Origin of the sequence: Nonomuraea phyllanthi, assembly GCF_006334985.2 — a bacterium.
Taxonomy (GTDB): Bacteria; Actinomycetota; Actinomycetes; order Streptosporangiales; family Streptosporangiaceae; genus Nonomuraea; species Nonomuraea phyllanthi.
Genome location: NZ_VDLX02000010.1, coordinates 342165 through 362876, shown reverse-complemented (window position 1 = coordinate 362876; position 20712 = coordinate 342165). Strand labels below are relative to the sequence as shown.

Below are 20712 nucleotides of genomic sequence, written 5' to 3'. Positions count from 1 at the left end.
GCCGGGAGTACGCTTGCTGATCGGCGGGCAAACCAACGCACATGGGGAGGCCGATGCGCACAGGCCGTGGCACCTTGAGCGTCGCCGCCGGCCTGGTGCTGGTGGCTCTGGCGACGGTCGGATACGTCCTACCTCCAGCGTTCGATCCGCCGCCGCTCAAGGTCGATCCCACCTTCCAGTCGATCCCGGCGCAGCCGGCCGCCGAGCTGCGGCCGGTGGTCGCGGTCGACCCCGTCCGCAGGGAGGAGATCTCCGTCGCGGCGGAGGGCCAGCGCCTGTATGGAACGTTACGGGTGCCGCTGACGCCCGGCCGCCATCCGGCGATGGTGTTCGTGTCGGGGTCGGGCAACGGGTCGCGGACGGAGTTCACGCCGCAGGCGGAGTTCCTGGCGAAGGCGGGCGTGGTGACGATCGCGTTCGACAAGCGCACGGTCGGCTACGACTTCCGTCATCGCGACTTCTCGCTGCTCGCCGACGACGCGCTGCGCATGGTGGAGTACCTGCGCACCCGTCCGGAGGTTGACCCGGACCGGGTCGGACTGTGGGGCGTCAGCGAGGGCGGCTGGGTGGTGCCGATCGCGGCGGGCAAGAGCCCCGACGTGGGGTTCGTGATCCTCGTGTCGTCCCCGAACGTCTCCCCGCTGCGCCAGGTCGCCTGGGCGCTGAACGAGCAGTTGCTCAGGCTGCGCGCCCCGATCGGCGCCCGCGACCTGCTGACCAGGGCGATGGGCGGGGTCGGCTTCGACTTCCTGAGATATGACGCGCTGCCCGCGTTGAGCCGGATCAAGCAGCCGGTGCTGGCGTTCTACGGCACGATGGACCCCTCGATCCCCTTCGTGGAGTCCACCCAGGCCCTCGTCACGGGCATGCGCCGGGCGGGCAACGACGACTACACGATCCGCTTCATGGCCAGGGGCGACCACGCCATGCGGGTCAACGGCGGCGACTTCACCGCCGGCTACCTCGAGACCATGGGCAACTGGATCATCGGGCTGCCCGGCACGGCCCGCCCGGCCGTGCACATGGCGGGCACCACGCCGGTGCAGCGGTTCGAGGCGAGCGACGTGCCGGCCGCCCCCTGGTACGCGGGCGGCACGATGCTGGGGCTGACGATCTGCCTGGCCGCCGTCGGCTACGTGGCCGGCCCGGTCGCGGCCATGGTCGTACGGCTGCGCGGCCGCACCCGCGAACCCGCCGAGATCAACGCCGTGCTGTGGCCGCCGATCAGGCGCAGGCTGCGGCGGATGGCCTGGACGGCTCTGGGCCTGCTGGCGTCGGTGGTGGCGTTCATCACGCTGCTGGTGCTGTTCTCGGTCAACCAGGCCGGCGCCTGGCCGGCCGTGCTGGCGGGCTGGCTGGTCGTCCGCGCCCTGGCCGTGCTGATGCTGATCCAGGAGGTCACCGCGGTGGCGGCGTTCCTGTCGGCGCTGCGCGAGGGCATGCGTCCGGGGCGCTGGCAGCACGTCGCGGTCGCGGGCGTGCTCGGCGGCACCGGCCTGCTGCTGGTCGCCGCCGCCTACTACGGCCTCTTCTCGTTCCCCTGGTGAACGTAGGTGGTCATCCAGCGGTCCAGCTCGGCGAAGACCTGCTTGCGCACCGGCTCGGCCGACAGCACGAGGTCGTGTACGCCGTCCTGGATGCGTACGCACGTGACGTGCGGGCCCACCTGCGTGGACCAGCGGGCGATCTGCCGCGGATCGAGCACGACGTCCGCGGAGCGCGCCTCGGGCACGAAGTCGCGCACCCGGAGGCCGGTGGCTGAGGCGAGCACGAGCACCGGCACGTCCACGGAGAGCCCCGCGTGCAGCCGCCGCTGCGCCCGGCGGATGGCGGCCAGCCACATGGAGTGCACCGAGAAGCCGGCCAGCGGCTTGAGATCCAGGTCGTAGTCCCACTCGCCGCCTTCGCTGCGGTGCAGCGTCTGCCCGTAGACGGTGTTGAGGCCGAGCGGGAGCGCCTTCTTCGTGTACGAGAGCGGCGTCCTGAGCAGGTCGGCGGCCAGGCGGAGCGGGGCGGGCACGTTCAGGTCGAAGAACGGGCTGTTGAGCGCCAGCCCCTGCACCAGCCCCCGGCCCCTGACCCGGTCGGCCCACAGGGCGGCGACGAGGCCGCCGGTGGAGTGGGCGTTGATCGTCACCTCGTCGTGGTCCCGCCTGATGAGGCGGACGGCCTCGTCGATCTCGGGGAAGTAGTCGGTGACGCTCCTGATCAGGCCCCTGGTCTGGTGCGGCAGCAGCGAGCGGCCGTACTTGCGCAGGTCGAGCGCGTAGAAGTCGATGCCGCGCTCGACGTAGTGCTCGGCCAGGTGGTCCTGGAAGAAGTAGTCGGTGAACCCGTGCAGGTAGAGCACGGCCCTGCGGGATCCCGCCGTCCTGGAGATCAGCGTGGCGACGACCTCGCCCTCGAAGTCGTCGGGCATGCGGAGCACGGAGATCTCGTACATGTAAGACACCTTAGAGATTGTCCGGCGGATGGGGGATACCGGGCGGCTCGCGTGGCGTGGCGCTGGAGGTCCGTGATCTCGTCCCCAAGTGTTCATTTTCCGATAGATACATATTTCGCGTGAAATGCGTAGGCTGCCGCCGCTGTACGAGCCGAATCGGGGAACGGGGAACGTGTGCGGCAGGCAAAGAAGCCGGCGAACGCCGGAGCGGTGCTCGGCTGGCTCGCGCTGGCGGCGCTGGCGCCAGGGGCCGCACATCTGCGCGCCGGCCGGCGCAGGACCGGGCTCACGCTGCTCTCCTGCTACGCGGCCGTCCTGCTCGCGTTACTCGCGGTGGCGCTGACGACCGACAACCTGCTGGGCTCCCTCACCGAGGACTCCTGGCTGACGGCCATCCTGGTGGGCGCCGCCGTACTGGGCGCGGCGTGGTTCGCGCTGGTGGTGCACTCGTTCGTCGTGCTGCGGCCCGGACGGCTGCCGCAGTCCGGGCAGATCGTCACCGGCACGCTGGCGGGGCTGCTCGCGGTCGCGGTGGTGATCCCGTTCGGGATGGTCTCGCAGCTGGCGTGGACCTCGCGCAGGACGATCGAAGGGATCTTCGCCGAGGCCCCGTCCGATGCCCCTTCACCCGGCACCGGGGAGCGCCCCGAGGACCCGTGGGCGGGGCGGGAGCGGGTCAACATCCTGCTGCTCGGCGGCGACGCCGACGACAACCGGATCGGCGTCCGTACCGACAGCATGAACCTGGCCAGCGTCGACGTGAGGACCGGCGATACCGTGCTGTTCAGCCTGCCGCGCAACCTGGAGGACGTGCGCTTCCGCCCCGGCACGCCGATGGCGCGGCGCTTCCCCGACGGCTTCACCCTCCCGCCCGACCCGGGCGGCGGGCGCAGCGACCTGCTCAACAGCGTCTGGGAGTACGCCGACGCGCACCCGGAACTCTTCGACGGCAAGCAGCACCAGGGCCCCCAGGTGCTGATGGACACCGTCGGCTACACCCTCGGGCTCCAGGTCGACTGGTACGTCCTGGTCAACATCTGGGGGTTCGCCCGCATCATCGACGCCATCGGCGGCGTCACGATCACCGTCGAGCAGGACGTGGTGTTCGGCAAGTACAACGAGGGCCTGGTCAAGGCCGGCACGCGCAAGCTGAAGGGCGCCGACGCGATGTGGTACGCGCGCTCGCGGACGTACAGCGACGACTACACCCGGATGCGCCGCCAGCGGTGCGTGCTCGGCGCGCTGCTCGACCAGGCGGACCCGGCGACGGTGCTGGCCCGCTTCAACCGGATCGCGCTGGCCACCAAGGAGCTGATCAGGACCGACATCCCGCGGCCCATGCTCAAGCACCTGGTGCCGCTGGCGCTGAAGGTGAAGAACGCCGAGGTGTCGAGCGTGCAGTTCGTGCCACCGCTGATCAACACCGGCCGCCCGGACTGGAAGGAGATCCGCGACATCGCGGACAAGGCGCTGCGCGACTCGACCGGGACCGCGTCGCCGGTGGCCACCCCTTCGTCGACGCCTTCACGGAAGAAGCCGGCCACCCCGAAGGCCGAGTCCGGGAACCCCGTCCAGAGGATCACCGAGGGCTGCGGCGGCCCCCTCTGACCCCCGCCCCCTCTTGCCGCCGGGGGCGCCTGTCCTGGGAGGCAGCCCCCCGGGCCGGCCCTGGGAAGCGGCCGCTTTGAAGATCGAGGTGTCGAGCTCGAACCGTCACGGCCGCCGAAAACCGATTGCCCGTGCCGGCGCGGGCGGTCCAGGATGGCGGGCGATGGGCGCGACGAAGAGGGATGCCGACGAGGCCAGGACGGACGTCCCGCTCGTCCGGCGGTTGATCGCGGGGCAGTTCCCGCGGTGGGCGGGCCTGCCGATCGAACGGGTCGACCACTACGGCACAGATCACGACATCTATCGACTCGGCGATCAGCTGTCCGTACGCATGCCTCGCCGCGGCTGGGCCGCCGGACAGGCCGCCAAGGAGCGGCGGTGGCTGCCGAGGCTGGCGCCGCACCTGCCGCTGGCCGTCCCCGTGCAGCTGGCGATGGGCGAGCCGGCCGAGGGCTACCCTTTCGCCTGGTCCGTCTACGAGTGGCTGCCGGGCGCGAACGCCAACGGCACCCTCAACGACCTTGACCAGGCGGCCGTCGATCTGGCCGCGTTCGTGACGGCGCTGCGGCGGGCCGACAGCACGGGTGCCCATCCGCGGCCAACCGGCGCCCGCGGCGGCCCGCTGGCGGAGAGCGACGAGCCGGTACGCCGGTCGATCGCCCGGCTCGGCGACCGGATCGACGGCAAGGCGGCGCTGCGTTCCTGGGAGGAGTCGCTCGAGGCCCCGGTCTGGGACGGCCCGGAGGTGTGGGTCCACGGCGACCTGCTGCCCGGCAACCTCCTCGTCGTCGAGGGCCGCCTGTCGGCGATCATCGACTTCGGCGCCCTGAACGTGGGCGACCCGGCCTGCGACCTCCAGCCGGCGTGGAACGTGTTCGCGGGCGAGAACCGGGCGCGCTTCCGGGCCGAGCTCGGGGTGGACGACGCGTCGTGGCTGCGCGGGCGCGGCTGGGCACTGTCGCAGGCGGTGAACGCGCTGGCGTACTACTGGGACACCAACGCCGGGATGGTGCGGCAGACCTCGCACGCGCTGGCCCAGGTGCTCGCGGAAGACGGCGAGCGGTGAGCGCCACCGTGCGGTGAGACGCGCGACGGCGGGGCGCGCTCCCTCCTGACCACGTCACCGGCAATGGGATCGCCGGCGAATGTGTAAAAAGACTTATTGGATTGCCCCACACCACGCCGTACGCTCATTCCAACGCGGCCCGGGAAAAAGTCGGATCAGCCCGAGAAGGTCAGGTTCCGACGCGGCCGTTTCATGGTGGGCGCCCCGATGAATATTCGGCGGCACGCCATTACGGGGAGGGCGACATGGTGGATTCCGGTATTTATGGGCCGGGCGGGAAATGGGAAGAGATCAATCGGCCGTACCGGCCGGACAATAGCGGCGGGGGAGGCGGCTGCGGCGGCTGCCTCACCGGCATCCTCATCATGTACGGGATGGCCCTGTTCGTCATATGGCTGAGCTCAGGGGCTCCTCTTCCCTGGTGAGCGAGGAGGCCACCCATGCGCTACGACTGGACCGAATACGCCAATCCCTGGGTGTACGCGCGGCTGACCTTCCAACCGGCGACCGCGGACACCGACCGGCCGTTCCAGCGACTCTCCGACTGGCGCGCGAGACTCGGCGCCGCGTTCGTCATCTATCTGAGCGTCCCGTTCTCCGACTGGCGCACCGTCTTCTGGGACATCGTGGGGAACGCGTCGATAAGCCTTTTTCTCGGGGCCTTCGTCGCCGTCGCCGCCGTGCTGCTTTTCTGGCTCGGTGCTTCCCGCCCGCTCTCGCCGGCCACGAAGTATTACCTGTCGGCGGCGCTCAAACGCGCGGCGCTGTCCCTTGCCGTCACCATGGGAATGGGGGTGATGGTGAGGGTCACCAATGTGTTCTCCGTCTGGGTCATCGGATGGATCATCGGCTGGTGGCTGATCATCTTCTCCTTCGCCATGATGTGGTACTGCCTGCGATGGGTGTTCGGCGTCAGCGAGGTCAGCCCGTTGCTCGGGCCGGTGGTCAGCGCGGTCACGGTGACATTCGCCTTCACGGCGCAGGCGATCGTCAACGACTCCGGCCTGCCCGGCGACACCCAGAAGGTCATCAACTTGTCGGGGCTCGCGACGTGTGCCTGCTCGCGCTGTGCGAGTTCCTGTACGAGGCGTACGCCGGCAGGCGTGCCGCGGCGCTCTACCCGTCGCATCCCGGCTACACAGGCCATGCGCCTGCCTCGTTCCGTTACGCGGGCGCGAGATGGAACGGTTTCGCGATCGCCTCTCTGGCTCTGGCCATGGTGTGCTGGCCGGTGTCCGTCGTGTTCGCGGTCCTGGCGCTGCGGCAGGTGCGTGAGACGGGCGAGCGGGGCGCGGGCCTGGCCTGGGCGTCACTCGCCACGACCGCCGCGTTCTTCCTCTTCATGTGCGTCGTGCTCGTGGCCAGGTCAGGCTGGTGGGCGCCCTGACGACCACCTGGCGTCAGGCGGTGCGCATGAGGATTGTCCGCGCATCACCTCTGGAGAGCCCGCCCCCTGGGCGCGGCTTCCGTCCATCGCCGATGGTCCTACGGGGTGTCCACGGGTCGGCCGAGATCGGCCTACTCCGGGTGCAGGGCGGTCCAGACGGCGGCCGGGGTCAGGGGCATGTCGATGTGGTCCAGGTCGAGGGCGTCGCAGACGGCGTTGACGATGGCGGGTGGGATGCCGATGCAGCCGGCCTCCCCCGCTCCCTTCGCGCCCAGGGGCGTGTTCGGGTTGGGGGTGGCGGTCTCCAGGAGGGTGATCGGGGGCATGTCGGCGGATGTCGGCAGGAGGTAGTCCAGGAGGGTCGAGGCGTACGGCAGGCCGTCCGCTCCGATGACCGCCTGCTCGTACAGCGCCTGCCCGAGGCCCTGGGCGATCGAGCCGTAGCCCTGGCCGTCGACGATCATGGGGTTGACGACCACGCCGTAGTCGTCCACGGCCACGAGGCGGCGTACGTGGACGGTGCCGAGGTCCGGGTCCACCTCCACGACCGCCACATGAGTGCCGTACGGGAAGGCCTGAGGTGGGGCGGCGATCTCGTCGGCGCGGAGCGGGCCCGTGCGGGCCACCAACTCGCCGATCGGGAGGCCGGGGAGCGGCCCGGCGGCGACGCCCGCGGCCTCGGCGCCCGAAGGCGCGGTGGCGGCGGGTGTCCTCGGCGGCTCCGGGGCCGCGGGCGGCTCCGGTACGTGTTCCGTGTCGCACTGGAGGGCCCCCGGCGCGGTGCCGCCCACCACCAGCCGGCCCGCCGCGTACGCGACCTCCTCCTCCCCCACCCCCAGCAGCCCGGCGCACCGCCGGCGGGCGGCGGCCACGAGGGCCTCGGCGGCCCGCCACAGCGCCGCCCCGCCCACCTGCATGGAGCGGCTGCCGAAGGTGGCGTAGCCGTACGGCACCTCGCCGGTGTCGCCTTCGACGACGCGGACCCGGTTCACCTCCACGTCGAGGACGGAGGCCACCACCTGGGCGAACGCGGTGAAGTGGCCCTGCCCGGTGGACGTGGAGCCGACGCGGGCGATGAAGCCGCCGTCGGGGCACGCCTCGACGCTGCCGAACTCGTCGCTGTCCGGCGGCCCTCCGGAGCGCTCGACGTACGTGGCGATGCCCACCCCGAGCGGCGGCCCGCCGTCCGCGCGGCGGCGGGCCTGCTCGGCGCGGAGCTCGTCGTAGCCGACAGCGGCGAGGGCCTTGGCGAGCGCGGCGGCGTAGTCGCCCGAGTCGTACGTCCGGCCGGTCGGCGTCCGGTACGGGAACTGGTCGGGCCGGATGAGGTTGCGCCGGCGCAGCTCGGCGGGGTCCATGCCGAGGCGGCGGGCGAGCCGGTCCACGGTGCGTTCGAGGGCGTAGGCGGCCTCCGGGCGGCCCGCGCCGCGGTAGGAGGTGGTCGGCGCGGTGTTGGTGAGGACACAGCGCACCCGCGTGTGCACCCGGGGCGTGCGGTAGGCGCCGGTGCTCATCGCTCCGGTCATCATCGGGACGAACGAGCCGATGTGCGGGTAGGCACCGATCCCGGCCTCCACCAGCAGCTCGTACGCGAGGAAGGTGCCGTCCTCGTCGGCCGCCAGCCGTACGCGCTGGGCCTGGCCACGGCCGCGCGGCCCCGCCAGCATGGCCTCGGCGCGGTCCTCGCACCAGCGGACGGGGCGGCGCAGGTGGACGGCGAGCAGGGCGGCGACCAGGTACTCGGGGTAGGTCTGGCTCTTGGCGCCGAACGCGCCGCCGGTGGCGGGGACGATGACCCGCACCCGGTCCTGGTCGAGGCCGAGCGCCGTGGCGAGCGCGGTGCGCAGCCGGTGCTGGGCCTGGTGGGAGACCCACACGGTGAGGCGGCCGTCGCGTCCGGGGTCGACGAGCACGGCCCGCGGCTCCAGGGAGGTGGGCAGCAGGAGCTGCTCCCGGTAGGCGGCCTCCACCACGACCGGGGCGGTCGCGAACACGTCGTCGGCGGGCGCGCCGAAGGTGGCGTCGACCACCACGTTGTCCCGGTCCTCGAACAACCGCGGCGGCCCCGAGGTGCCTGCCGCGGCCCCGGGCGCGGCCGGGAGGCGGCCCGCGCCGCCCCGATCCGCGGCCGGCTGCCCAGGGGCGAGTGTGAAGGGCAGGGGCTCCAGGTCCAGGCGGACGGCCTCGGCCCCGTCCTCCGCGTGGGCGCGCGTGTCGGCCGCCACCACGGCCAGCGCCTCCCCCGGGTGGCGGACGCGCCCGGTGGCGAGCAGCGGCCACGGCGGCCCGCCCTGCCGGCCGGGCACCTCGCGCGCGGCGAGGTACGGCAGGCCGGCCGCGGACCACGCGCCGGCGACCCCGTCCTCCTTGAGGGCGGCGGCGACGTCCACCCCGCGGATCCGCGCGTGCGGCACGGGCGCGCGGGTGAACGCCAGCTCCAGCGTGCCGGGCAGCTCCAGGTCGGCGACCCTGGGGGCCCGGCCGGTGACCAGGTCGCGATCCTCGCGCCGCGCGAGCGGCATCCCGATGTACCGCAATGTTTGGACACCCCCGCTTTCGGTACCAACGTCGGTATCGGATGCCCGGGATGGGGGACATGAAACCGGCACAATTCGACTACGTCGCGCCCGGCTCCGTGCCGGAGGCGGTGGCGGTGCTGGCCGGGCGCGGGCCGGAGAGCCGGGTGCTGGCCGGCGGCCAGAGCCTGCTCATCGAGCTGCGCTACCGGACCGCGCGCCCGGCGCTGGTGGTGGACGTCAACGGCATCCCGGGTCTGGCGGAGATCGCGGTCGAGGACGGCTCCGTCCACGTCGGCGCGCTGGTCCGGCACGCCCAGCTGGAGCGGGCCCGGTTCGACGACCCGCTGGCGGGGCTGTTCCGCGAGGTCGCGCCGTACGTCGGCCACCCGCCCATCCGGGCGCGCGGCACCTTCGCCGGCAGCCTGGCCTGGGCGCACCCGGCGTCGGAGTGGTGCGCGCTGGCCATGGCCATGGGCGCGGGGATCGAGCTGGAGGGCCCGGCGGGACGCCGTACGGTGCCCGCGGACTCGTGGTTCCGCGGCCGGTTCGCCACGGCGTGCCTGCCGGAGGAGCTGGTCACCGGCGTCCGGCTGCCGCGCCCGCCGGCCGGCGCCGTCCCGGCGTTCGCCGAGCTCCGCCGTACCCACGGCAGCTTCGCCCTCGCCGCGGCGCTGGTCGTGCTCCGGCTGGTGGACGGCCGGGTCGACTGGGTGCGCGTCGGCCTCGCGAACGCGGCGGACGTGCCGCTCCGCGCCGTCGAGGCCGAGCGGCTGATGGTGGGCGAGCCGCCGGAGCCGGAGCTGCTGGCGGAGGCCGCGGCGCGGGCCGCCGCCGAGGCGAACCCGCCGGACGAGCCGCACGCTCCCGCCGCCTACCGCCGCCACGCCCTGGCCACGCTGGTACGGCGCTGCCTCACCCGGGCCGTCCGCGCCCGGCACGAACACCCGGGAGCCGCATGAACGTGACCATCGAGCTCACGGTCAACGGCCGCGCCCACCGGCTCGACGTGGAGCCGAGGACCAGCCTGGCCGACGCCCTGCGGGAGCAGCTCGGGCTCGTCGGCACCACGCTGGGGTGCGAGCACGGGGTGTGCGGCTCGTGCACCGTGCTGGTGGACGGCACCGCCGTCCGCTCCTGCCTGGCCCTGGCCGTCCAGGCGCGCGACGCCGACATCCGTACGGTCGAGGGGCTGGCCGACGGCGACCGGCCGCACCCCCTGCAGGAGGCGTTCGCCGCCGAGCACGCGCTCCAGTGCGGCTTCTGCACGCCCGGCTTCCTCATGTTGCTGGCCGGAGCGCTGGCCGACGATCCCGAGCTGGACCGGGACGAGCGGCGGCTGGAGGAGGTGCTCGCCTCCAACCTGTGCCGCTGCACCGGGTACGCGGGCATCCGCCGCGCCGCCGTGCGCGCCGCGGCCCGCATGCGCGGGGAGGGCGAGCGGGACTCAGCTGGGCACGCGGGATGACCGGGCGGGGGCGGCGAGGCTGCCCAGCAGCTTGAGCGCCTGCTCGGAGGCGCTGCCCGGCTGGGCCATCAGGGTGATGAGCTGCAGCCCCTCGACGCTGTTCACCGAGAAGATCTCGCAGGTCAGCTCCAGCTCCCCGACCTCCTGGTGGTTCATGCGCTTGACCTCGCCGACCTTGCTGGAGACGTCGTGGCGGGCCCACAGCCGCCGGAAGTCGGCGCTCTTGACGGACAGCTCCCCCACGAGCTCGGTCAGGCGGTGGTCGTCGAGCAGCACTCCGGCGGCGAGGCGCAGGTGGGCGACCTTGGAACGGGCCGACTTCCCCCATTCGGGGTAGAAGTCGCGGGCCACCGGATCCAGGAAGATCATGCGCAGCAGGTTGTCGCGCTCCTCGAACCCGCTGTACAGGGCGTCGGCCAGGCGGTTCGCGGCCATGACGTTCATCAGGCCGTCGCAGATCAGCGCGGGCGTGTCGGGCCAGCTGTCGATCAGCTTGCGCAGGTCGGAGCTGAGCCGCCGCGCCGGCGCGCGCGCCGGCCGCAGCAGGGGGTGGGCCAGCGCGTGCATGTGCGCGGTGGCCTCGGGCGTGAGGTCGAACACGCGGGCGAGCGCCCCCAGCACGCGCTCCGACGGGTGGCGTTCCCTGCCTTGTTCGAGGCGTATGTAATAGTCGGTGCTGACGTGGGCCATCATCGCCACCTCTTCGCGCCGCAGTCCCGGCGTCCGGCGTGGTCCCCCGTCCACGAGTCCCGCCTGCGCCGGAGTCGTGACCTCTCTCCGCGCGCGAAGGAACTCCCCCAACAACTTGTTGTGGTCCATTTGAGCACGATATGTCCGAATTTGGGGTCCAAGGTGGGTGTGTCACTCCCACGATGAGGCGGCATCGCCGTAGCCGTAGGCGATGGCGCGGGTGTGCAAAATTCCTGGGTGTCACACGCCCACCCTGGTCACGGCGTCGCGGCCTACCGTCGAACGAAAGGGATGACGGAAGGAGACGGTGACCTTGATTCCCTACCCCCGATCCATCCGGGCGCGCTCCGTGCTGGTCGCATCGGCGCTCTCCCTGATCGCGCTGGTGATCGTGGGCGTCACCTCCTCGCTCGCGATCCGCTACCGCCTTCAGGACGACGCCTTCAACCACGTCGAGAAGATCGCCAGCCGGTGGAGCGCGGCGACCCGCGCCGGCACGATCCCCAAGGTTCTCCCGACCTCGGGCGAGATCCAGCTGATCCAGCTGGTCGACACGCGCGGGCGCGTCCTCGCCGCCACCCGCGCGGGATGGGAGCGCCCGGCCCTGACCTCGCTGCGGCCCGCCCCGGACGACCGCGTCCAGCGCAGGGCGACCAAGTGCCACCTGCTGGTCGCCATCCGCACCACCACGGCGCCCGATGCGCCGGTGGTGCTGGCGCAGCGCCCCGAGCCCACGCTGCTGCGCGGTCACATCCTGGAGTACGTGCTCGCCGGCGCGGTGCTGGCCCTCCTCGCCCTCGTGTCCTGGACCGCCTGGCGGACGGTGGGCCGCACGCTGCGGCCGGTCGAGGCGATCCGCGCGCGGCTGGCCGAGATCACCGTCAGCGACCTCAGCCTGCGGATGCCCGAGCCGCCGGGGGACGACGAGATGGCCAGGCTGGTGCGTACCGCCAACCAGACTCTCGACCGGCTCGACGAGGCCGTGGCGCAGCAGCGCAGGTTCGCCTCCACCACCTCGCACGAGCTCAGGAACCCGATCGCCGGCCTGCGCGCGCAACTGGAGGAGGCCCTGCTCAACCCGGACGAGGTGGACCCGCACGAGAGCATCCGCTCGGCCCTCGCGGTCACCGACCGGCTCGATGCCATCGTCGGCGACCTGCTGGTGCTCGCGCGGCTGCAGGCCGGCGCCCAGGCGCCGCGCGAGCTGGTCGACCTCGGCCTGCTGGCGAGGGAGGAGGCGCCGAAGGCGAGCCGGGTGCCCGTACGGGTGCGGGCCGAGCCGAACGTGTGGGTGTGCGGGTGCCACATCCGCCTCGCCCGGGTCCTCGGCAACCTGGTGAACAACGCGGTACGGCACGCCGACGGTGCCGTGGACGTCCACGTGACCGCGTCGGGCGCGGACGCCGTGCTGACAGTGACGGACGACGGCGCCGGCATCGCGCCCGCCGACCGCGAGCGGATCTTCGAACGCTTCACCCGCCTGGAGGACGGCCTCCGCCGCGACGCCGGGGGCAGCGGGCTCGGCCTGGCCATCTCCCGTGACATCGCCGAGAGCCTCGGCGGGACGCTCAAGGTGGAGGACTCCCCGCGCGGCGCCCGGTTCGTCCTGCGGCTCCCTCGCCTCGACAGCCGCCCCGCCGAGCCCGCCGGACACCTGGGCGCGGTCGCCCAGGGCACCGTCCGGAGCGGCGTCTAGAGCGGGGTTCAGAGCACTCTGAGGTCGTCCATCGCGTCCCTGTCCCAGGCGATGCCCAGCCCGGGGACGTCCGGGGCGACGGCGTGACCGTCCTCGATCGGGAGCTCGGCCCGCGTGATGGCGCGCAGCTGCGGGATGTGCTCGACGTACGCCCCGGCGGGCACCGCCGCCACCAGGCTGACGTGCAGCTCCATCAGGAAGTGCGGGCACAGGACGACGTTGAACGCCTCCGCCAGGTGCGCCACCTTCAGCCACGGCGTGATGCCGCCGACCCTGGCCACGTCCGCCTGCACCACCGAGGCGGCCCCGCGCGCCAGGTAGTCGCGGAACTGGCCCACCGAGTACATCGACTCCCCCACCGCCACGGGGATCGTGGTGGAGCGGGCCAGCTCCCTGTGCCCCTGCACGTCGTCGGCGGGCAGCGGCTCCTCGAAGAAGTACACCCCGTGCGGCTCCAGCAGGTGCGCCCGCCGCCTGGCCTCCGCGTACGTCATGGACTGGTTGGCGTCCACCATGATGTCCAGGCCGGGACCGACGGCGGCGCGGACGGCGGCGACGCGCTCGGCGTCCTCCTCGGGCCGCGGCCTGCCGATCTTCAGCTTGACGCCGCGCAGCCCGGCCTCCTGGGCCGCCAGCGCCCCGCGCACCAGGTCGTCGGTGGGCAGGTGCAGCCAGCCGCCCTCGGTGTCGTACACGGGCACGGCCTGCCTGAACCCGCCCGCGAGCCGCCACAGCGGCTCGCCCGCGCGCAGGCAGCGCAGGTCCCACAGCGCGGTGTCGACGGCGGCCAGCGCGAGCGAGGTGATCGCGCCGACCGTGGTGGCCCGCGTCGAGGCGAACAGGTCGTGCCAGAGGGCCTCCACGTCGCGGGCGTCGCGGCCCTCCAGCAGGGGCAGGAGGTGGTCGCGGAGCATGGACAGCACGGCGCGGCCGCCCGTGCCGATCGTGTACGAATAGCCGGTCCCGGTCAGCCCGTCGTCCGTCCGCACCTCGACGAAGATCGTCTCCTGCTTGAGGAACGCCTGCACGGCGTCCGTCCTGACGGTCTCCACGGGGATGTCGACGAGGTACGCGCCGACACTGACGATCTTCGGCATGTCAGGGTCCAATCTCGAGAAAGCGGTCACGGGCGGCCGCCAAGTGGGCCCGCATGGCCTCCGAGGCCGCCTCCTGGTCGCCTGCCGCGACGGCCTCGGCCACCCGGGAGTGCTCGACCAGCGTGCGGTCGCCGGTGTCCCGGCCCTCGTAGCCGAGCCGGAACAGGTGCAGGTGGCAGTGGGTGCGCCGGAGCGCCTCCCGCAGCGCCTCGCTGCCCGACAGCTCGGCGATCAGGTCGTGGAAGCGCGCGTCGTGCTCGGACAGGCCGTGGTAGTCCTCGTACCTCGTGCCCCGGGGCGCCTGCGGGACGGTGGCCAGCTCGGCGCGCATCCGCTCCCCCGCCCCGGCCGTCACCCGCTCGGCCGCGCGCGCCGCCGCCCACGGCTCCAGGAGCAGCCTCAGCTGGTAGAGGTCGGCGATCTGGCCGGGGCTCAGCACCGGCGCCACCGAGTAGCCGCGCAGTGCCTCCTTGGTCAGCAGGCCCTCGGACTCCAGCGCGGACAGCACCTCGCGCACCGGCGTCTGCGAGACGTCGAGGAGCCGGGCCACGGCGTAGATGTTCACGCGGGCGCCGGGCTCCAGGTCACGGTTCATGATCAGGCTCTTGACGCGCTCGTAGACGTCCTCGGTGAGCACGCTGCGCCGGGCGGCCGGTACGCGCCCCTTCAGGCGGTTTTCGAGCTCTTTGGCCACCATTCACGCTCCGAGTGCATCTTTGACGGGTCTTGACGGTTGTTGTGCCTTGTATGCACCATAGCGGAAATATCCAATAGGAAATAGTACAAAGGATCCCGATGGCCACCGCCCTCCGAACCACCGTCCGCGGCCGATTGCGCTGGTACATGATCAGCTACGTCTTCGCCGGACTCGTCATCAATTATCTCGACCGTGCCAGCCTGGGTGTGGCCCTGCCCTTCATGGGCGAGACGTTCAAGCTCTCCAAGACCGAGGAGGGCATGATCCTGGCCGCCTTCTTCTGGTCGTACGACTTCTTCCAGCTGGCCGCCGGCTGGTTCGTGGACCGGTTCGGGCCGCGCAGGACATTCACGTTCTCGGCCGTGTGGTGGTCCCTGTTCACCTCGCTGACGGCGCTGGCCAGCAGCTTCGCGTCGCTCTTCGGCGTACGGCTGCTGCTCGGCGTCGGCGAGAGCCCGGCCGCGACGACCAGCGCCAAGGTCACGGGCCGGTGGTTCCCCCGGCACGAGCGGGCGCTGGCCACCGGCATCTGGGACTCCGGCTCCCGGGTGGGCGGGGTCATCGCGCTGCCCGTGGTCACCGCGCTGATCGCGTGGGTGGGCTGGCGATGGACGTTCGCGATCATCGGCGTGGTGGGGCTGGCCTGGGCGTTCGGGTGGTGGCGCACGTACCGCGACCCGCAGGACCACCCGAGGATCAGCGAGGAGGAGCTGGCCTACCTGCGCGAGGGCGGGGCCCGCTTCGAGGGCGACGAGGACGAAAGCGCCGCGAAGCTCCGCTGGCGGGACCTGTTCCGCTACCGCACGATCTGGGCGATGATGCTGGGCTTCTTCTGCCTCAACATGGTCGTGTACTTCTTCCTCACCTTCTTCCCGACCTATCTGGTGGAGGAGCGCGGCTTCAGCCTGCTGAAGCTGGGCCTGTTCGGCGCGCTGCCCGGACTGGTCGCCATCGCCGGCGAGTGGCTGGGCGGCTGGCTGTCCGACCGCCGCATCTCCCGCGGCGACTCCCTCACCCGCGTCAGGAAGCTGTTCATCTCGGGCGGGTTCCTGGTCTCGACGGTGATCGGCATCGCGGTCTGGGTGCCGCAGGCGTGGATGGCGCTGGCACTGCTGTCGGTCGCCTACGCCGGCTCGACGTTCGCCGCCTCGAACATCTGGGCGCTGCCCGCCGACGTCGCCCCGGCCGACCGGCACGTGGCCTCGATCGGCGGCATCCAGAACTTCGCCTCGAACTTCGCCGGCATCATCAGTCCGATCATGATCGGCGTCCTGGTGGACCAGACGTCGTCGTTCGCGGTGCCGCTGATGGTGATCTCGTGCGTGGCGCTGCTCGGCGCCTTCACGTACGCGGTGATCCTCAAGCGGGTCGAGCCCCTCGGCGTGCCGCAGGGCACCGGATCGTAGGCCGCGGCTCCCGGGCCGGTGACGTCACCGCTCCTCCAGCACCACCTGGTACGGCTCGCCACGCTCCGCCTTCGCGGCCAGCTCCACCAGGTTGACGCGCTCGCCGAGCGGCCCGACCAGCTCGCGCTGGGCGAACGGGTGCTCGTGCACGTACCCCTTACGCCGCAGCGCCACGTCGAACACCGGCATCAGCGCGCACACGCCGGGCGTGGGGTGCGGGCAGGGCTGCTCGTTGTGCCACCAGTCGAGCTCCTTGGCCCGGCCGGCGACCGCCAGATCGACGACGTCGATGGGGCCCGCCCGGCGGCCGAGCAGCCTGGTGGCCGCCTCCAGCACGAGGTCGCGCTGGAACTCGCCGGCCGCGGCCCACTCCTCCGCCGGGACGTCCGCCATCCGGTACGGCCGCGCGCGCGGCGCCAAACCGCCCCGGCCGAGCAGCTTGTGGGTGATGACCTTGCCGAGCCGGGTTCCGAACTCGCCGGGCACCTCCGGCAGCACCCCAGGGGGCGCCAGGGTGATCGGCTGGTCGAGATCCGGCCCGATCGCCTCGGTCGCGTCGGGAGCGGGACTGATGGGCTGCGCGCGGGTCAGCAGCCCGTCCGTCTCGATCTTCCACTGGAAGCTCTCGTAGACGTCCAGGGCGGCGCCCCTGCGCGCGAACGGCGCGGCATAGCGGCACACGTGCCAGTCGAAGGCCCCCGCCACGAGCAGCTCGGCCCCCACGCCCGCGAGGAACCGCTCGTTCCCGACGATGGCGCGAACCTCGGCCCACAGCGCCTTGCGCAGCTGCTCGCTCACCTCGCGCAGCCAGGGGCGGTCCGGGTGGTGCGCCTGGAACAGGTGCACGGCCCACCTTCAGCGCCGGCCGTCCGGTACGGTTCCGGGCGCCGACCACCTCGGCCCAGGCGGACACGTACACCTTCGGCACGGTGTCGACCCCGGCGAGCCGTGCCGCGTCCATGACCAGCTCGCGGAGCCGCGGATGGCGGTCCAGCGGGAGCACGGGACAGCGCCACGAGAATCGCCGCGGCCACTGGTCCGCCACGAAGACGGCCGCGCAGGCGCCGAACGCGACGGCCACGATCAGCACCGCTTCCGGGCTCTCGTAGGCGCCGCTCCCCAGCAGCAGGCCGACGCCCAGCCCCAAGATCGCGGCGACGCCGAGCAAGATCTTGCTCCAGCCGGCGAGGAAGCAGGAGAGGAGATCTCTCGTCAGGAGCAACCCGAGGACCCGCCACCGGACCAGCCGCATGCCCACCCACCGTCTCTTGATCGGATAGGCACCCTACGCGTGGAACGAGTCCTTCGCCAGCCTTCGCACCCGGTTCTCGTCGATGTCGTGACCCAGCCCCGACTGGGTGAGGGGCACGGCGATGACGCCGGCGTTGGCGCCCACGATCGGCGTGACGATCTGGTTCTGGCGCGGCGGCTGCGTCACGTCGCACGGCAGCGTGCAGCCCGGCAGACTGGCCACCGCCACCGTCGCCGCCCTGGCCAGCCCCGCGCCCTGGCCGCCCGCGCACTGGATGTCCCAGCCGGCCGCCGCGGCCCGGTCGTGGGCGCGGCGGGCATCCGACAGCGACAGGAAGGCGGAGGGCCGCAGCAGCAGCACCTTGGCGGCGCGCACCGTCAGGTAGTCGTCCAGCTCGGCCGTGGAGGCCACCTCGACCGCGACCGAGGCGGCCACCTCGTCCTGCAGCGAGGCGTGCGCGTAGACGTCGCCGGCGGCGAAGGGCCGCTCGATGACCTCGAGGCCGTAGGAGTCGAGCGCGACGAGCTGGCCCTGCTCGGAGTAGGCGTTGCCGCAGTCGACGGCCAGGGTCAGCGCCGGGTACGCCTGGCGCACCGCGCGCACGGGCTCGACGTCCCAGCCGGGCCTGACGTCCAGCGTGACGTGCCCGTATCCGGCGCAGACCTGCTGGTTGACGCGGGAGACCAGGCTTTCGAGCGACGGGTCGGGGGCCAGCCGGACGGTGGCCATGAGCGAGGTGCGGGTGCCGCCGATCGCCTCGGCGAGCGGCACCCCCCGCATCCTGGTCCACAGGTCCCAGCAGGCCATGTCGACCGCGGAGTCGCCGCCGAGCACCGTGTCGGGGTGCTCCCAGTCGACGCCGATCAGCCGGGCGGCCAGCGTCTCCTCCAGCCGCGACCACGTCTTGGGCTGGGGGGAGACGGCCTCGCCCCAGCCGGTCATGCCGCCGTGGTCGGTGAGCTTCACGAGCAGGGTCTCCGACCTCCTGCCGAACGGCAGGACCAGCCGGAAGACCTCAAGCTCCCGCACTCGCGGCATGTACCCCCCTTTTATGACGCGGCTCCCTCCAGTGTGCCCGTTGCGCGGGATTGGGCAAAACGCGGGGCCAGCAGGAAGGCCACGACCGCGAGCGCGGCGGTGAAGGCGAGGCCGATCGCGTAGTTCTCCCCGGTGGCCGTGAACAGCGCGCCGCTGATCGCGACGGCCACCACGGTGAACACCGACTCGCCGACGCCCACGGCCGCGCTGTTCTGGCCCTCCTCGCCCTCCTTGGACATCTCCAGGACGAGGACCGACACCGTCGGGTGCAGCGCGCCGATGCCGAGCCCGGCGATGGCCATGGCCACGTACGCGATCGCGATGGGCAGCGAGTCGACCAGCACGAGCGTCACCAGAGCGATCCCGATGGCGATCATGGCGGCGCCGCCCCGGATGGCGGTGATGTGGGAGATCGTGCCGCGCCCCTTGATCCAGGAGCCGGTGGACCAGCCGAGTGCCCCGATGGTGAGGACGACGCCCGCTCCCGTGGCGGTGAGGCCGCGCTCGTTGATCAGCATGAGCGGGATCAGCACTTCGGCCGCCGTCAGCGAGCCGAAGGCGAGGCCGCGCAGCACGGGCGCGGTCGGCAGGCCCGGCGCGGCCCTGAGCGAGCCGGGCAGCAGCAGCTTGGGCAGCGCCACGGCCAGCAGAACCACACCGGCCACGAGCAGGGGCAGGCCCGGGAGCTTGAGCGCGCTGCCGTACTGGATGAGCGCGGCGGACACGGCGGTCAGCGTGGCCCACACCAGCTTGCGGCCGAGGCCGGGGGCGGGCTCGGCGATGATGTTCGCCACCTCGCGCCCGGCTGTGCCGCGCCAGAGCAGCAGCGCCGACGGGACGACGATCAGCGAGACGCCGATGAAGATCCACCGCCAGTCGATGTTCTCCACGACGAAACCGGCGATCGCGGGGCCGACCATGGAGGGCACCACCCAGGCCGCCGAGAACAGGGCGAACACCTTGGGGTGCATGGCTCCGGGATAGACCCGGGCGACCAGCACGTACAAGGAGACCTGGATCAATCCGGCGCCGAGCCCCTGCACGAACCGGCCCGCGACGAACACCTCCATGTTCGGCGCGAACCCGGCCACCAGCAGCCCGGCCACAAAACCCGCCACGCCCACCGCGATCGGCTGCAGCGGCCCGCGTACGTCGCTCCACCGGCCGCCCAGCACCGTCGCGATCACGCTGGCCGCCAGGGTGGCGCTGAAGGCCAGGTTGTACAGGTCCATGCCGCCGAGGTCGCGGGCCACGACCGGCATCGCCGTGGACACCGCCATCGCCTCGAACGCCACCAGCATGACCAGCGCCACCAGCCCGATGCTGAGTGCCCGGTACTGCGGGGACACCACGCCGGCCGGAGGTCTTTCGATAGTCGTCGTCATGTTCGGAAAGATATGGCGAATCGCCACGTCGGCGCATCGGGCGCGGGGCCTAGGCATTTGGGCCTAGGGAACGCGAGCCTGGGGAACGCGGGCCGAGGGAACGCGGGCCTACGGCATGCGGACTTACGGCATGGATCTACGGCATGCGGGCTTCGATGCCGTCCAGGATGAGCTCCAAGCCGTACCGGAAGCGGTCCTCGCCGTCGTCGGCGATCAGGTCGTCCACGAACCTGCTGATGTGCGGGAAGCGGCTCGACGGCAGCGCCCGGTAGTAGGAGGCGATCTGCCCGACGAAGGACTCGAAGTACTCCCGCGGGTCGTCCAGCCCGGCCGCCCGCATCCTCGCGTGGTGCAGCGAGCCCTCGTACGCGTCGCCGACGATGTACAGGGACAGGCGGTCCATCGACAGCGACGCCTCCCTCGGTGACATGCCGGCCTCGATCAGCAGGCCGAAGACGAACTCGCCGGCGCGCAACGAGTTCTCCCCCGACGGGATGGTGGCCAGCGCCACCCGCGCCACGTCGGAGTGGGTGGTCAGCACCCGGTGGGCCTCCCGCGCGTACGCACGGAGCTGATCCTTCCAGCGGCTCGGCTCGCGCTCGGGCAGCTTGATCTCGCCGAGCACCCGGTCGTAGATCAGCTCCAGCAGCTCCTCCTTGTTGGCCACGTGGGCGTACAGGGAGGCGGGGCCGGTGTCGAACTCCTGGGCTATCCGCCTCATGCTCAGCGCGTCGAGCCCCTCGGTGTCGGCGATCCGCAACCCGGCCTCGACGATCAGATCCTGGCTGAGCTGCCGCCTGATTGGCGCCGGCTTGCGGGACTTGCGCCAGGGGGGCGACGGGAGGTCCTGGGAGTCTGCCATGCGAGCCATCATACGAACAGCGTACTTGACACGAACAGTGTTCGCCATTAAAACGTTGTTCGTGACGAACACCGTTCGTCTAATAGAACACTGTTTAAGGA

19 protein-coding genes are annotated in these 20712 nt (G+C 72.1%); 9 read left to right on the top strand and 10 right to left on the bottom strand.

Going from position 1 to position 20712, the window contains the following annotated elements; all coding sequences use genetic code 11:
* Nucleotides 1-53: 53 nt before the first annotated feature.
* Complete coding sequence (locus tag FH608_RS27435) at nt 54-1547, top strand: alpha/beta hydrolase family protein (protein ID WP_139633460.1); 1494 nt, start codon at nt 54-56, stop codon at nt 1545-1547.
* Here FH608_RS27435 and FH608_RS27430 read toward each other — a convergent pair.
* Nucleotides 1520-2443, bottom strand: coding sequence for an alpha/beta hydrolase (locus FH608_RS27430; protein ID WP_139633459.1), 924 nt, complete (start codon nt 2441-2443; stop codon nt 1520-1522). The genes FH608_RS27435 and FH608_RS27430 overlap by 28 nt on opposite strands.
* 174 nt (nt 2444-2617) lie before the next feature.
* Here FH608_RS27430 and FH608_RS27425 point away from each other — a divergent pair, with 174 nt between their 5' ends.
* The 3 genes from FH608_RS27425 to FH608_RS27415 all read left to right on the top strand — a co-directional run bounded on the left by FH608_RS27425 (nt 2618) and on the right by FH608_RS27415 (nt 5542).
* Entirely contained in the window at nt 2618-4051 is a 1434-nt protein-coding gene (locus FH608_RS27425; protein WP_139633458.1) for an LCP family protein, read from the top strand.
* A 163-nt stretch (nt 4052-4214) separates the two neighbouring features.
* Nucleotides 4215-5117, top strand: a complete 903-nt coding sequence (locus tag FH608_RS27420) for an aminoglycoside phosphotransferase family protein (protein WP_139633457.1) — start codon at nt 4215-4217, stop codon at nt 5115-5117.
* A gap of 245 nt (nt 5118-5362) precedes the next feature.
* On the top strand, nt 5363-5542 hold the full coding sequence (locus tag FH608_RS27415; protein WP_139633456.1) for a hypothetical protein: 180 nt from the start codon (nt 5363-5365) through the stop codon (nt 5540-5542).
* Between the two features lie 308 nt (nt 5543-5850).
* Here the strand turns inward: FH608_RS27415 and FH608_RS27410 are convergent, their stop codons facing one another.
* On the bottom strand, nt 5851-6147 hold the full coding sequence (locus FH608_RS27410; protein ID WP_139633455.1) for a hypothetical protein: 297 nt from the start codon (nt 6145-6147) through the stop codon (nt 5851-5853).
* Nucleotides 6148-6168: 21 nt separating this feature from the next.
* On the opposite strand from FH608_RS27410, the gene FH608_RS27405 reads away from it, so the two are divergent.
* Nucleotides 6169-6504: a DUF4190 domain-containing protein gene (locus FH608_RS27405; protein ID WP_139633454.1), complete on the top strand. Its 336-nt coding sequence runs from the start codon at nt 6169-6171 to the stop codon at nt 6502-6504.
* 131 nt (nt 6505-6635) lie between these two features.
* Here FH608_RS27405 and FH608_RS27400 read toward each other — a convergent pair whose 3' ends face one another.
* Nucleotides 6636-9041, bottom strand: coding sequence for a xanthine dehydrogenase family protein molybdopterin-binding subunit (locus FH608_RS27400; RefSeq protein WP_226899957.1), 2406 nt, complete (start codon nt 9039-9041; stop codon nt 6636-6638).
* A gap of 59 nt (nt 9042-9100) precedes the next feature.
* Between FH608_RS27400 and FH608_RS27395 the strand changes: the two genes are divergently transcribed.
* Together FH608_RS27395 and FH608_RS27390 are read left to right on the top strand one after the other, a co-directional pair.
* Nucleotides 9101-9982 carry an FAD binding domain-containing protein gene (locus FH608_RS27395; RefSeq protein WP_193318640.1) on the top strand — a complete coding sequence of 294 codons (882 nt, stop codon included), beginning with the start codon at nt 9101-9103 and terminating at the stop codon, nt 9980-9982.
* Nucleotides 9979-10488, top strand: a complete 510-nt coding sequence (locus FH608_RS27390; RefSeq protein ID WP_139633452.1) for a (2Fe-2S)-binding protein — start codon at nt 9979-9981, stop codon at nt 10486-10488. Before FH608_RS27395 ends, FH608_RS27390 begins: the two co-directional genes overlap by 4 nt.
* Here FH608_RS27390 and FH608_RS27385 read toward each other — a convergent pair.
* Nucleotides 10468-11307 (bottom strand): helix-turn-helix transcriptional regulator, encoded by an 840-nt coding sequence (locus FH608_RS27385; RefSeq protein WP_139633451.1) that lies wholly within the window; start codon nt 11305-11307, stop codon nt 10468-10470. The genes FH608_RS27390 and FH608_RS27385 overlap by 21 nt on opposite strands.
* Before the next feature lie 178 nt (nt 11308-11485).
* Between FH608_RS27385 and FH608_RS27380 the strand changes: the two genes are divergently transcribed.
* Nucleotides 11486-12874, top strand: a complete 1389-nt coding sequence (locus tag FH608_RS27380) for a sensor histidine kinase (protein WP_226899956.1) — start codon at nt 11486-11488, stop codon at nt 12872-12874.
* Nucleotides 12875-12882: 8 nt separating this feature from the next.
* Here the strand turns inward: FH608_RS27380 and FH608_RS27375 are convergent, their stop codons facing one another.
* Both FH608_RS27375 and FH608_RS27370 read right to left on the bottom strand, forming a co-directional pair.
* On the bottom strand, nt 12883-13971 hold the full coding sequence (locus tag FH608_RS27375; protein WP_139633450.1) for a mandelate racemase/muconate lactonizing enzyme family protein: 1089 nt from the start codon (nt 13969-13971) through the stop codon (nt 12883-12885).
* Nucleotide 13972: 1 nt separating this feature from the next.
* Nucleotides 13973-14668 (bottom strand): GntR family transcriptional regulator, encoded by a 696-nt coding sequence (locus FH608_RS27370; protein WP_139633449.1) that lies wholly within the window; start codon nt 14666-14668, stop codon nt 13973-13975.
* Nucleotides 14669-14766: 98 nt separating this feature from the next.
* On the opposite strand from FH608_RS27370, the gene FH608_RS27365 reads away from it, so the two are divergent.
* Nucleotides 14767-16074 (top strand): MFS transporter, encoded by a 1308-nt coding sequence (locus FH608_RS27365; protein WP_139633448.1) that lies wholly within the window; start codon nt 14767-14769, stop codon nt 16072-16074.
* 24 nt (nt 16075-16098) lie between these two features.
* Here the strand turns inward: FH608_RS27365 and FH608_RS27360 are convergent, their stop codons facing one another.
* The 4 genes from FH608_RS27360 to FH608_RS27345 form a co-directional block, all read right to left on the bottom strand.
* Entirely contained in the window at nt 16099-16920 is an 822-nt protein-coding gene (locus tag FH608_RS27360; protein WP_139633447.1) for a hypothetical protein, read from the bottom strand.
* A 439-nt stretch (nt 16921-17359) separates the two neighbouring features.
* On the bottom strand, nt 17360-18364 hold the full coding sequence (locus FH608_RS27355; protein ID WP_193318639.1) for an enolase C-terminal domain-like protein: 1005 nt from the start codon (nt 18362-18364) through the stop codon (nt 17360-17362).
* Between the two features lie 11 nt (nt 18365-18375).
* Nucleotides 18376-19749 carry an MFS transporter gene (locus FH608_RS27350; protein ID WP_226899955.1) on the bottom strand — a complete coding sequence of 458 codons (1374 nt, stop codon included), beginning with the start codon at nt 19747-19749 and terminating at the stop codon, nt 18376-18378.
* A gap of 136 nt (nt 19750-19885) precedes the next feature.
* Entirely contained in the window at nt 19886-20611 is a 726-nt protein-coding gene (locus FH608_RS27345; protein ID WP_226899954.1) for a TetR/AcrR family transcriptional regulator, read from the bottom strand.
* Between the last annotated feature and the right edge of the window lie 101 nt (nt 20612-20712).